Origin of the sequence: Motilimonas sp. E26, from assembly GCF_021278025.1 — a bacterium.
Classification (GTDB): domain Bacteria; phylum Pseudomonadota; class Gammaproteobacteria; order Enterobacterales; family CBDFNC01; genus Motilimonas.
The window spans coordinates 53907-67069 of sequence record NZ_JAIBHJ010000012.1 but is presented as its reverse complement, the minus strand read 5'-3'; the positions used below and the strand labels follow the sequence as shown (position 1 = coordinate 67069).

Genomic DNA, 13163 nt, shown 5'->3' with positions numbered 1-13163 from the left:
GATGATGGACTATCCCGCTTAGCCCTTTAAGGCGCTAATTTAACCGCTTGATATAAACCCTTTTGATATGCAAGGCTGCCCCACAACGCGTGGGCTTGAGCATTAAGCTGTTCGTCCTGTGACATCGTCGTCACCTGCTGCTGATTGTTTTGAGCATCATAGGTAAATGCCTGGGGCGCTTTTTCCGGCGCGAAGACTATCATCTTGTCATTAGTTTAATAGCCAAAATTCCTATCAAACTGCATTAATGCCCGCTCTTGGTTTGGTAATAACGTTTTTGTCATATCGTGGCCTAATTTTGCCCCAATCAAAGAGAGCAGCGTAGGTGGCATATCAATATTACTAACTAAACGCTGATCTTGGCGTGCTGTAATTCCCTTACCCAAAATAAGAGCCGGAATGTGAAAACGATCGACTGGCACTAATGCCCCCGTTTTGGGGCTGTTGTCATGATCATGATCGGCTATCACAATAAAAATAGTATTATCCCAATAACTCGATTGTTTTGCTTGCTTAAAAACTCACCGATAGCCCAATCAGAATACTTAACCGTGTTATTGCGGGTATTTATATCCTTGCCATAACATGCTGATGACTTCTTTAGGGTAAATAAGGTATTCAACAAACAGACGGTTCGGCCGTAGATCATACTCTGAAATGAAGGTGGGAGTGGCTAGTTCCATATAAACCAATAACCATAGGCTGGCCACAAACCAGCAGCGCAAGGCGAACAGCCAATACTTTTGCCATGTAGCCTGATTTGGGATTAAGCAATGGATAAACGCAGGTAATATCAACAGCCAGCATAAGCTTAAAAAATCGACCCGGAGCCCTTGAAGAAGTATTTGTAGCCAAGCTTCCTCCCCCTCAATGCGCTCATTAAACCAAAAGGCTAATCCCATTCGCGGCAAGGTTAATATAACCAGACTGACGCCAATAAAACGTAAAAAAGGAGAAAGGTAGTACTTTTGCTGCAACATAAATCCGCTCTACGTAAACTGGTTAACCAGTTGTGAATCCCTTCAAACTGAGAAATACTCAAGCGAGTAAATATCAGTCCGGCGTACGAGGCCGTATGTTACTTAGGGTGATGATTGGCGAGTGTTTGGTCGTGCAGTAATAATTTTAGAGCAATTTATGCAAGCAGACTCACGTTACTATGTCTACATTGAGTGCCAACGCTAAAATATAGACAAAAAAAACGAGACTTATCGTCTCGTTTTATCAACTGTTTACATCATTTTCTGATTCTACACTACTTAATAGTGAGCCATCAGAAATGCACCATTATAGCGGTACGATGTTCTCAGCTTGAGGACCTTTTTGGCCTTGAGTAACTTCAAACTGAACTTTTTGACCTTCAGCTAAAGTTTTGAAACCAGTACCAGTAATTGCACGGAAGTGAGCAAAAACGTCAGGGCCATTCTCTTGTTGAATGAAACCGAAACCTTTAGCTTCGTTAAACCATTTTACTGTACCAGTAGTTGTATTAGACATAATCTATTTCCTGTAAATCAAGAGTAATAAGCTCATCGAGCTCGTTGTTTTGCTGGAAGTGTTGCTATTACTTATGAAAACAGGATTTAAGAGGTAAATCTTTAATCCGGATGGTGCGCATAAATATAAACCGTACTTTCAAGCTAAAAAGATTATAAACCCCCTGTACGTTAAGTCAACGAATTTTACACCGTAAAAACAGCCTTTAAATCAAGATAACATAAATATGAAAAAACGATTACAATCAACAAGTAACACAAAACTACAAAAGGTGTATTTGTTTCAGAAATTTTAACGCTATGAGAACATTACACAATTACCACTACCTCAAAAGGCTATGAATAAGTCGTATTTATTTCTGGCCAATTCAAATGACTAAGATCGCCTAATGCCTGTAATTGCTGCTGACATTCAGGGCGCATAAACCAATCGCCACGGCTAGGAGCAACTTGATAGAAGTAATCTTTCTCACCATAACGAAAGCTTAATTGGTAAGCATGCAAATAGCCGCGATCGCTCTCATCTTGGCCATAGCGCATGTCACCTAAGATAGGAGCAGCAATGCTTTTCAGCGCCACACGCAACTGATGGGTTTTACCCGTGGCGGGCTTAAGTAGATAAAGGCGAATGCCGGGCACTAAGCTTTGACTAAAAAATTGGGTAACAGCTGGATTATGTTGGCTTTTAGTTAGCTTCCAACTGCCACGGCGGCTTTTTTCCATATCGCCTTTTATCAACCCTTGTTTTTTATTGGGCTTTTGCATGCTTAAGGCGAGGTAAAACTTGCTCATTTTCCGCTGCGCAAACAATTGCGTAAAGGCTGCCGCGGCAGTGGATGACTTGGCCAATATTAAAATTCCTGACGTCATTTTATCGAGTCGATGCACGCTGTATAACTTCAAAGATAAGGCACGTTCAACCTCAACCACTAGCCCAGCTTCGCCGTCTTCACTGTGAAAATTACAATTGTCGGCTTTATTGATCACCACAAAATCCGCTTCATCTGCCACTAATTCAAACATCGAATACCCGCCCCTAAAAAGAAAAAAGGGCCAGAAGGGCCCTTTTCAACATGATTATACCTTGAGCGGCTTGAGATGTTTATGCCAGCGCGCTTCCCACTTTTTAAATAAGAATACAATCACAAACGTTGTCATCATATAAAGTATGCCGGCCGTGATGAAGGCTTCAAAAGGCGCGTAGTAGCGTGAGTTTACAATCCGTGCGGCACCCGTTAAATCAACGATAGTGACCACCCCTGCTAGCGCACTGCCATGTAGCATAAAGATAACCTCATTGCTGTATGCAGGTAAAGCGCGTCGAAACGAGCTAGGCAGCACTATGCGCGACATGATCTTAAACCGACTTAAACCATAGGCCTTAGCAGCTTCAATTTCACCTGAAGGCATGGTATTGATACTGCCCCTCACTATTTCTGCGGTGTATGCGCCGGTGTTTAAGGTAAAGGCCAATAAGGCACAAAACCAGGCTTCTTGAAACCAAGGCCATATGGCTAACGCAATAGGGTGTTCATTATTTGCCAAAAACTGACCCGCTCCGTAATAAATCAGGAACAGTTGAATCAATAATGGTGTGCCACGGAAAAAGTAGATAAACGCCCACGCAGGAAATTTAATCGCCCAATTGTTGCTGTTATTCATAATGCCCGCTGGCACAGCAATAAATAAACCAAGGAATAAGGATAAGGCAACTAACCAAAGGGTGGTCCAAAGACCAGATAAATACAATGGCCACTCGTTTATCAATAACTGAACATACTCAAACTGGCTAAACCAAAGAAAAAAAGCTTCTAATGACATTGGCTACCTCGACACTATTGCGTATTTTTTCTCAGCATGACTTAACAAGCTGGTCGAAATAGCGGTAAAGACTAAGAAAACTAACGCCACCACAAAGTAAAAAGTAAATGGCATTTGTGTCGAGCCACCCGCATCGCCGGCCGCTTTAACCATGTCTTCTAAACCTATGATAGAAACAAGGGCCGTTGTTTTGAGCAAAACCAACCAATTATTACCAAAGCCCGGTAAGGCATGGCGCATCATTTGCGGAAACATCACTCGACGAAATACCATCCAGCTACTCATGCCATAAGCTCTTGCAGCTTCTAGTTGGCCTTTATCGACTGCAATAATGGCACCACGAAAAGTTTCGGCCATATAAGCGCCAAAAATAAAACCTATCGTCGCTACGCCTGCAAAGAACGGACTGACGTCAACATAATCCGGTAAATAACTGACCCATTCATGAGCAGCGTCTTGCCCTTGAAAATACTCATTGAGCCAATCATTAATCGTAACGTTAAATTCATTAATGAAGATTTGACCACCGAAAAAGATCAGCATCATTAAAATCAAATCAGGGATACCACGGATCACTGTGGTATAGAGGGTTGCCCACCAGCGCAAAAAAGTAATAGAAGACAACTTTGCCAGCGCGCCAAGCATGCCTAGTACAACGGCAACGAATAATGACAATAATGCCACTTGTAATGTGACCCAAGCACCAGACAAAATAGTGCTTTCATAGCCTTGTAGGTCTAACAACATAATAAGTACTTACATGTGCTTGAAAGAAAAGGGAGCCTTAGCCCCCTATCAAATTTGGCAATTAGTCGCCGTAAACATCAAAGTCAAAATACTTATCTTGTAGCTCTTTATACTTGCCATTGGCGCGAATCGCTTTAATAGCTGCGTCAAACTTGGCTTTTAGTTCAGTGTCGTTTTTACGCATCGCAATGCCTGCACCTTCACCAAACCAACGTGGATCGTTTAATTTTGGACCAACAAATTCAAATGCATCACCACCAGGCTTGTTCAATAGGCCATCAGAAATAGCAGCAGAATCGATCATTACGTAATCAAGGCGGCCCGATTTAAGGTCTAAATAAGCCTCATCAGCCGTGCCGTAACGTTTAACTTGCGCTTTTGGAAAGTTGTCTGTCACATAAGTATCCATCGATGTTGCACGTTGCACACCAATGCGCTTATCAGACATAAACTCAGCGGTTAATTCAATGGCGGTGCCTTTTTTCGCAGCAAAACGCGCTGGAATATGTTGATATTTATCTGAGAACGCAACTTTCTTTTTACGCTCTTCGGTAATATCCATGGTCGCGATAATCGCATCGTATTTGCGTGCCAACAGTGCAGGAATGATGCCGTCCCAATCCTGTTTCACTAAAGTGCATTTCACCTTCATTTCTTCACAAAGGGCATTAGCGATATCAATATCAAAACCTTTTACTTCACCGTTTGGCTCGGTCCAACTAAATGGAGGGTAAGCGCCTTCAATACCAATGCGTACATTTTTCCATTCTTTAGCATGCACACTGCCTGCGACAGTAAGCATCATAGCTGCAGCGATGATCAATTTTTTCATCTGATTTCCCTTTTCGTTTGCTAACAAGTTAAACAGGTTTGTTGTTGTGTTTGTACTACTTATAATTTTGTTTATCAGTCGTGTATATCAAGCGGTAACGCTTTTTTAGTATAGTAATGCTTCTCTTAATACACAGATGATATGAATTGTTTAAAGCGTTCTGATTTTGGCTGGGTAAAAATTTGCTCCGGTTCGCCTTGCTCTTCAACTAAGCCTTGATGTAAAAACATCACTTTATTTGATACATCGCGAGCAAATGCCATTTCATGGGTCACCACTAACATAGTGCGTCCCTCCTCGGCTAGATTTCTCATTACCGTAAGCACTTCCCCAACCAATTCAGGATCTAACGCTGAGGTAGGCTCGTCAAATAACATCACTTCAGGGTCTACTGCTAATGCTCTGGCAATCGCTGCACGCTGCTGCTGGCCGCCAGACAAATGGCCAGGATAATATTCGCGGCGATCATATAACCCAACTTTGTTTAGGTATTCATGCGCCGCTTCAATGGCTTGTTTTTTGGGCATGCCCAGGACATGCACAGGCGCTTCAATAATATTTTCTAATACGGTCATGTGAGACCATAAGTTAAAACCTTGAAACACCATGGCTAAGCGCGCGCGAATGGCTTCAACCTGCTTTTGATTTGCTGGAATACGTTCGCCATTCTTCAAAGGTTTCATTTGGATCAGCTCACCTTTTACATAAACGTCACCGGCATTGGGCATTTCTAATAAATTAATACAACGCAAAAATGTACTTTTACCAGAGCCTGATGATCCCAAGATAGAAATGACATCACCTTGGTTCGCGATCAAATCTATACCTTTAAGGACTTCGTTATTACCGAATTTTTTATGCAGTGCCTTAACTTCTAATGTGGGTATAGCATTCATTATAATTTCGCAATCCTTGACGTTGGTATGAAGTATGAACCTTGTTAATGAAGCGTAACAATCAAAAAGGCCAAACCATTATTGAACAGTATTATAACAACATATCCTATGGTCAATGATTTGCAAAGCCATAGAAACCGCCATTAAAGGCGACGAATCTAACATCTAACAATTCACCAATAAAGCATATTTAGTCAAAATACGATTTTTTTGATAACTGGATCGAAATAGACGATTTTTAAGCCCGACACTCATTAATATGGCTAACAATCAAACAAAAAAGCAAAAAAACTGACTAAAAGTTATATCAACGACGCACTAAACCCAGCGAATAAGTTTGAAAAAAGAGTCAACTTAGCCATATCAACCAGCCATATTGAATAACAAAAAACATAGCATTAAATATTAAAAAAAAAACAGTGCTAAACGCTATTTTAAAATCTAAAACAACCGATAAAAACACACTCAAAACAAACAAATTACCACTGAAAAGTGCCAAGGCCCGTTAACTTTGTTATTGAATTGTTAGTAAGTTTGCGCAGTTTTGAAACCAGTATTTTACAGTCAGATTAAATCGTTAAAATATTAAAAAATATGCTAGGAATGTGATCTACATCCTGCTACATTTCGCGCACTTTCACTCTCTGCTAATTTAAAGGGACAAACTAACGTGTCGACAAACTACGCAAATCCAGGCCCACTTGGCTTAATGGGCTTTGGCATGACTACAGTATTACTGAATATTCATAATGCAGGATTTTTTCCTATTAGTGCCATGATCTTAGCAATGGGGCTGTGTTACGGCGGGTTGGCTCAGATAATAGCAGGCGTGTTAGAGTTTAAAAAAGGCAATACGTTTGGTTTAACCGCTTTTACTTCTTACGGCTTTTTCTGGATCAGCTTAGTCGTATTACTTATTTTGCCGGAGCTAGGTTTAGCAGAAGCCACCCCTCATGCTTACATGGGATTTTACCTTTTAATGTGGGGGATTTTTACCGCATTCATGTTTGTCGGAACCCTAAGCCACAATAAAGCAACGCAATTTATCTTTGCTAGCCTAACCCTTTTATTCTTCTTACTGGCGGCACGAGATTTCACCGGCTCTGCTTTTATTGGCACCTTAGCAGGCTTTGAAGGGATTGTTTGTGGCGCGAGCGCTATTTATACCGCCATGGCGACCGTTATTAATGGTGAGCTCGGCCGTGAAGTATTACCCTTAGGTAATAAGAAACCGGAGCCAGCCGTAGCTGAAAATGAAACCAGCGTTGCGCAAGCTGCTTAATCATAGCTTCGACAAAAAATGAGCCATATGGCTCATTTTTTTTGTCTAGGGTTTCATCAAAGGCGAGAAAATCTAGCCCAACAAACCGCTAATTGATATTATCTTCAGCTTTATTTTGTTAACAGCTATTTGTTAATTCTTTTATCAATCTTAATCATGCAAATTGCGGAGTCCGCCTTGTCAAACGATCAACCCCAAGTTAACAGTACTGGATTAGCCAATAAAAAAACCGCTTATTACCGCGTCAACTTTACTGGACAGGCGGGTGAATACTTTAAAATTTGGATAGTCAACATCGCGTTATCGATTGTCACTCTTGGTATTTACTCAGCTTGGGCGAAAGTACGTACACAGCAATATTTTCACACCAATACCTTAATCAATGGCACTGGTTTTCAATACCATGGCCAACCTTTAAATATTTTAAAAGGCCGTATTATTGCTGTTGTATTGTTTGTTTTATATTCTTTTGCCGTCAATAGCATGCCAATTATCGCACTCCCGGTAATGTTGATATTTGTGATTGCATTACCTTGGATTGTGATCCGAGCCCTTGCCTTTAACGCACGCATGACGTCATTTCGCGGTATACGATTTAACTTTGAAGCCAGCTATGGCGAAGCATTCCAAATAGTGTTGCTGTGGCCATTATTGATTATTGTGACATTTGGCTTAATCATTCCACTGATCAAGCATAAGTACTACGAATTTGTCATCAACCACAGCAGCATGGGCACAACGTCGTTTCGCTATAACGGTAAAATCTCTGAAATGTTTATTATTTACCTTATCGCCATGGCGATTGCGGCTGGTATATCGACCGCCATGATGATAATAGGCATGGTTTTCGCTTTGTTTGCTGGGTTGGCATCTGCTGCTGACGAATCATCAGCATTGATGATTTGGCTGGCTTCAAGCGGTGCATCCATCGTTATCGTATTATATTTGGCCTTATACTTGCTGATGTGGGCATTTATCAAAACCAAAACCACCAACCTCATTTTCAACAATTTGTCGTTAGATGAGCACCGCTTTTACGCGGATCTCAATTTTTCTCAAATGGCGATCATTCAATTTACCAATACCTTAGCCATTATATTCAGTTTAGGCTTGGCTTATCCTTGGGCAGCCATACGCATGACACGTTATCAGGCATGCTGCATTCAAGTGATCGTAAGTGATAATCTCGATAACATCATCGCTGGAGAAATCAAAAAAGTCGGCGCATTAGGTGACGAAGCCGCTGGCATATTTGATGTGGAATTAGCCATTTAATGGAAATATCCGGCGTTTACTACTCAGGAAAAAGCAGCGCTGCCCTAAGCAGCGCACTTATTTTGCACGCAGAGAACAGAGTAAGCATCAACCAAACTGACATTTACTTAAGCCTTGATGAACTCGATATCGCACCGCGAATAGGCAATGGCAATCGTTGGGTTTATTTTCCCGATGGCAGTAGCTTTGAAAGCCAAGATAATGATGCTTTGGATACCCTGAGTAAGCGCCAACGCAACCATGGTTTAAGCTTACATCTGCTAGAAAGTAAGCTGCGTTATATAATACCTAGCCTGATTTTCACCTTGATTTTTTGTGTCTGCTTTTTTATTTGGGGCGTGCCAGCCAGTACCCAGTTAATTGCTCAAACATTGCCTGACAACACCAGTAAGCTATTAGGCAGTCAAAGCTTAGAAATCGTCGACCGCACGCTTTTCGATCCCTCTGAATTAAGTGATGAGAAACAACAAACCTTACAAACCTTATTTAAACCGTATTTAAGCCCAGACCAGCGAGTGCTCATTCGCAGTAGCGAAGTGTTAGGCGCAAACGCTATCGCCCTACCCAATGGTATATTAATTTTTACCGATGAATTGATAAACATAACGACTGACCAAGAGCTGCTGGCCGTGTTAGGTCATGAGCTCGGGCACGTTGAGCATAAGCATGGCTTACAAGCCCTGATCCGCAGCTCATTATTACTGTTTGTTTATACCTTGATCACAGGTGATGCTGCAGGGGCCTCATCCACTATTGCCGCGCTGCCAACGCTGTTGCTCGAGCAAGGCTACTCGCGAGACTTTGAACGCGAGGCAGATGATTATGCGATGGACTTTTTAAAGCAACATAACATCCCCAGAACGGCACTAATGGGCGCCTTAAACAAGATTTACCAAGCCCATGAAATCGACAAAAAAGAAAGCCTGAGGGATTATCTGTCATCGCACCCCGCGCCAAAAGAACGCTTGGAAAGACTTACCGCTGTTGAATGAGATCAACAAGCAGCAAGGATACTATTCAAGCTCAGCTCTGTTTAAGCCTATCGCAGCCAGATAAAGTATGTTTTACGGCAAAATTTCGTTTTCAGGGATGACAACGCAAAACGCATAGATTCGGGTTATTCAGTCTGATCAATTCAGCCCGGTTAATTCGGGCTGAATTAACAGCACAACAGTTAGCGGATTTTAAATTGGCTGATGTTGGTCGCAAGTCGTTGACCTAACTCACTAAGCAGTTCAGCAGAGTGAGCCGTTTCTTCTGCCTGACTATGAGTACGGCCTGATATTTCAGATACCGAATTCACATTTTGGCTAATTTCATCAGACACCGTCGCTTGCTGACCCGCCGCATCTGAAATGTGTTCAATCGCACTGTTGATATCTGACATAAAATCAACAATGGATAATAGTGACTGCTCTGCTGATTGTACTAAATTAACGGTATCTTCAGCACTTTCACAACTCTCTTGCATTGCTTTAAACGCTTTTTCAGAGCCTTGTTGCAAGGTTTGGATAATGCTTTGTATTTCTTTAGTTGATTCCTGAGTTCGGGATGCTAACGAGCGCACTTCATCAGCTACGACAGCAAATCCGCGCCCCTGCTCACCTGCTCGCGCCGCTTCAATCGCAGCATTTAAAGCAAGCAAGTTGGTTTGTTCAGCAATACTGCGAATCACTTCCAACACGGTGCCAATTTGGTCGCTATTTTTTTGCAATTCAGACACGATATTAGATGAGTCTATAATCTGTTTTGATAATCCTGACATGCTAGACACCGAATTAACCACCACATTGCGACCTTCACTGGCACTTTGCATCGCACTGCCAGATAACTCTGCAGCTTTACTCGCACTCACACTCACCTCGCTAGCACTGGCTGACATTTCTGTCATCGCTGACGCTGCTAAATGCGCTTGAGATTGTTGCTCACGAATATCGTCTTGGGTGCCTTTGGCTTTTATCGTTAACTCATCAGCCGCACTCAGTAATTGTTCAGTCGACTCACTGACTTGCATCACCGCATGCTGAATTTTTTCGGCAAACTGGTTAAAACTCATCGCCAATTGTGACAGTTCATCTTTACCGGTAACCGGAATTCGCTTGGTTAAGTCTCCTTCTCCTTGGGCAATATCCGCAAAAACAGCATTCATGGTATTTAAGCTACCCGTTACAGCTCTAGAGATAATAAAAGCCAATAACAAACCAATCACAATAGCACTTCCCGCCACGGTCAAAAGTAGCGAAACGGATGCTGCTTGCGTTTGATCGGCTTTTTGCGATGCCTGCCCCATGGCACTACTGACAGAGCTTCGTAGCTCGCCTAGCATATCCGTCACTTTAGAACCTGTAGAATCTAAAATTTCAATCCCCTTATTACGAGCAAATATATGTTTAGCAACCTCATCCGCAGCCTTTACATATAATTCGATATCAGCTTTGGCTTGCTGACTTAAAGTACGGCGGGTGGGATTTTCAAGTTTGGTTAACAAGGCATCAATACTCGTTTGTGCGCTGTTAAACTCTTGATCAAATCGACTAACTTGCTCCGGCTTATTCTCAACTAAAAACTTCGTGACATACAAGCGACCCAATAACAAGTTTCTCACCGCGGCTCCTGCTGCCGCGGCCGCTTCTATATCCCCATCAGCTTGAGCAGACAGCATCACCTTAGTTAGCGCTTGCTCTATTAATGGACCTTTTACATTTAAAGTTTCATCTACTACCTTGTTACGCTTTTGTTGGTTTACCACCACTTGCTCATTAAACGTACGAAGATAAATATCTTTATCTTTTTTTATGTTGTCCAGCAGTGCAACACGAGCCGGATTTTGAATATGCTTATAAGCCTCTTTAAGGGATGACTGCCATTTCGCTGCGTCTTCATTAAATTTGCCAATCAAAGCATCATCACCGCTTGTCACGTAGTTTTTAACCGTGATCCGTAAGCGAAATAAATTTCCGCTAATATCAGACGCTAGCTCAGTATCAGGCGCTAAATCAAAGGTGATTTTATGCATCTCATCACGCAATGTATTCAGCGCAGAGATCCCGGTATATGCCACCAGCACGAGTATCAGCCCTAATATAATGGGCGCAATGGCCAGTTTTTGTGACACTGAAAAGTGATTCAATACTTTCATTAATCTAAGTCCACTAACTAATTTTTTACCTTAGTTAGTTATAGCAAGCAAAGCTACTAACTAACTAAATAAAATGTAAAAAACAAAATATGGATCCATAAAAAGGCTATTTTTTTCAGCTAAATCGATAAATTCGATAAGTTAAAAAGGTAAAATATTATTACGCTCTTTAACATTGACAGAAAAGAGCGCTATTTAAGAGGTGATATTAATGCAGTGTTACATTACTGGGGTGATGTTGGCAGCCTTCACATTGTTCACAGTTTGGCGATAAGTTTTTATTTTGATGTTTGGCCATATAAGCCACATGCTCATCAACTAAAGCGTCCGACAACACCTGCCAATGTTGATCTTGGTGTTGCTGGTGAAACTCAAGCAATCCCACTAAGGTCACATCTAACATTTTTAGGCTCGTCACCCGCGTCAGCTCAGTGAGCGCTTTATTATCAGCAAATTGCTGTAGCTGGGCATGAGCCAGCTGCAAATAATAATGTTCGGTATCGACATCACCTTTGCCTTTACAGGTGTTAACTAAGTTATGGCAGGCCGTCATGTATAAACGGGCACTGTGCTCATATTCCGCACTCAGGGATAAATCATCAATTAGCTTTTGCGCTTCTGCTAGCGCCAGCTTATAGAAAATTTCAGCTTGGCGCGTATCGCCTTCACGTAAATAATGTTGCCCCTGTGCCGACAAGGTTTGCCATAAGTCTAATGAAAATGCTGCCATACCTACCTCACCCAGCCAATAACCTAACGTAGTGGTTCTGATTCACTCGTTTTATTTGGTTTACTTTGGCGCTGCTCAAATTACGAATATGCTGCGCGTGAGAGGAGTAATCTTCATCACCTTTCACCACATCAGCAAAACGCACATCGGGGTCTGGTACGGCGGAGATCAACAGCTGCGTATAAGGATGCTGCGGATTATTAATCACTTCCGTGGTATCGCCCCACTCTACAATTTGACCTTGGTACATCACCGCCGTCTCTTCGGCGATGTAATGGGCGGTCGCCAAGTCATGAGTGATGTATAAAAAGCCCAAATTAAACTCTTTTTTCATTCGCTGCATTAAGTCTAGTACGCCAATACGGATTGACACGTCTAACATCGACGTTGGCTCATCGGCCAATACCAAGTCAGCCCCAACCGCTAAAGTCTTAGCCATATTTACGCGCTGACGTTGGCCGCCACTGAGCTCATGAGGAAACTTCTCGGCTGTCAGTGCTGGCAGCTCTACCATCTCAAGTAACTCGTGCACACGGTCGCGTAGTTTAGTCTTATCGTTTTCACACATACGGTGTAGTAGCAAGGGGCGCGCTAAATGATGATAAATAGTGTGAGTAGGATTGAGTGAGCCAAATGGGTCTTGGAAAATCATTTGCACGCTTTTACGGTAATTTAATACTTCTTGGCGGCCTTTAATGTCAGCGATGTCTTTACCACGAAATAAAATTTGTCCTTGAGTGGGCTCATATATTTTAGTGATCAAACGCGCGCAAGTACTTTTACCACAGCCTGACTCGCCCACCAGCGCTAACGCCTTGCCCTTGTGAATAGAAAATGACACGTCATTGAGGGCGCGAAATAGGTCTGATTTAGCAAAACCACCACCCGTGGTGAAATCTTTCACCACATTACGCAATTCTAAAATAGGGGTATTATCCATGATTA

The 13163-nt window shown here is 42.2% G+C and carries 14 protein-coding genes and 1 pseudogene; 3 read left to right on the top strand and 12 right to left on the bottom strand.

Annotated features, from left to right (window positions below; genetic code table 11):
• Positions 1 to 26 precede the first annotated feature (26 nt).
• The 9 genes and pseudogenes from K1M91_RS11845 to K1M91_RS11805 form a co-directional block, all read right to left on the bottom strand.
• Positions 27 to 203: a hypothetical protein gene (locus tag K1M91_RS11845; protein WP_232801973.1), complete on the bottom strand. Its 177-nt coding sequence runs from the start codon at positions 201 to 203 to the stop codon at positions 27 to 29.
• A 12-nt stretch (positions 204 to 215) separates the two neighbouring features.
• Positions 216 to 509, bottom strand: a pseudogene (locus K1M91_RS11840) (sulfatase-like hydrolase/transferase); the annotation flags it as partial.
• A gap of 45 nt (positions 510 to 554) precedes the next feature.
• Entirely contained in the window at positions 555 to 980 is a 426-nt protein-coding gene (locus K1M91_RS11835; protein ID WP_232801971.1) for a hypothetical protein, read from the bottom strand.
• Between the two features lie 307 nt (positions 981 to 1287).
• Positions 1288 to 1497: a cold-shock protein gene (locus K1M91_RS11830; RefSeq protein WP_232801970.1), complete on the bottom strand. Its 210-nt coding sequence runs from the start codon at positions 1495 to 1497 to the stop codon at positions 1288 to 1290.
• A 335-nt stretch (positions 1498 to 1832) separates the two neighbouring features.
• Complete coding sequence (locus tag K1M91_RS11825; RefSeq protein ID WP_232801969.1) at positions 1833 to 2519, bottom strand: TIGR01621 family pseudouridine synthase; 687 nt, start codon at positions 2517 to 2519, stop codon at positions 1833 to 1835.
• Positions 2520 to 2573: 54 nt separating this feature from the next.
• On the bottom strand, positions 2574 to 3317 hold the full coding sequence (locus tag K1M91_RS11820) for an ABC transporter permease (RefSeq protein ID WP_232801968.1): 744 nt from the start codon (positions 3315 to 3317) through the stop codon (positions 2574 to 2576).
• Between the two features lie 3 nt (positions 3318 to 3320).
• Positions 3321 to 4064: an ABC transporter permease gene (locus K1M91_RS11815; RefSeq protein WP_232801967.1), complete on the bottom strand. Its 744-nt coding sequence runs from the start codon at positions 4062 to 4064 to the stop codon at positions 3321 to 3323.
• Between the two features lie 61 nt (positions 4065 to 4125).
• Complete coding sequence (locus tag K1M91_RS11810; RefSeq protein ID WP_232801966.1) at positions 4126 to 4896, bottom strand: ABC transporter substrate-binding protein; 771 nt, start codon at positions 4894 to 4896, stop codon at positions 4126 to 4128.
• Between the two features lie 125 nt (positions 4897 to 5021).
• The gene (locus K1M91_RS11805) at positions 5022 to 5783 is read right to left on the bottom strand and encodes an ABC transporter ATP-binding protein (RefSeq protein WP_303512388.1); all 762 of its coding nucleotides are present in this window, start codon (positions 5781 to 5783) and stop codon (positions 5022 to 5024) included.
• Positions 5784 to 6462: 679 nt separating this feature from the next.
• Here K1M91_RS11805 and K1M91_RS11800 point away from each other — a divergent pair.
• The 3 genes from K1M91_RS11800 to K1M91_RS11790 all read left to right on the top strand — a co-directional run bounded on the left by K1M91_RS11800 (position 6463) and on the right by K1M91_RS11790 (position 9341).
• Positions 6463 to 7074, top strand: a complete 612-nt coding sequence (locus K1M91_RS11800) for an acetate uptake transporter (RefSeq protein WP_232801964.1) — start codon at positions 6463 to 6465, stop codon at positions 7072 to 7074.
• Between the two features lie 177 nt (positions 7075 to 7251).
• Positions 7252 to 8349, top strand: coding sequence for a YjgN family protein (locus K1M91_RS11795; RefSeq protein ID WP_232801963.1), 1098 nt, complete (start codon positions 7252 to 7254; stop codon positions 8347 to 8349).
• Positions 8349 to 9341 (top strand): M48 family metallopeptidase, encoded by a 993-nt coding sequence (locus tag K1M91_RS11790; RefSeq protein ID WP_232801962.1) that lies wholly within the window; start codon positions 8349 to 8351, stop codon positions 9339 to 9341. The genes K1M91_RS11795 and K1M91_RS11790 overlap by 1 nt, the downstream gene beginning before the upstream one ends.
• A gap of 182 nt (positions 9342 to 9523) precedes the next feature.
• Here the strand turns inward: K1M91_RS11790 and K1M91_RS11785 are convergent, their stop codons facing one another.
• The 3 genes from K1M91_RS11785 to K1M91_RS11775 form a co-directional block, all read right to left on the bottom strand.
• The gene (locus tag K1M91_RS11785) at positions 9524 to 11488 is read right to left on the bottom strand and encodes a methyl-accepting chemotaxis protein (protein ID WP_232801961.1); all 1965 of its coding nucleotides are present in this window, start codon (positions 11486 to 11488) and stop codon (positions 9524 to 9526) included.
• A gap of 208 nt (positions 11489 to 11696) precedes the next feature.
• Positions 11697 to 12218, bottom strand: a complete 522-nt coding sequence (locus K1M91_RS11780; RefSeq protein ID WP_232801960.1) for a DUF2753 family protein — start codon at positions 12216 to 12218, stop codon at positions 11697 to 11699.
• 7 nt (positions 12219 to 12225) lie between these two features.
• Positions 12226 to 13158 (bottom strand): ABC transporter ATP-binding protein, encoded by a 933-nt coding sequence (locus K1M91_RS11775; RefSeq protein WP_232801959.1) that lies wholly within the window; start codon positions 13156 to 13158, stop codon positions 12226 to 12228.
• Positions 13159 to 13163: the final 5 nt, after the last annotated feature.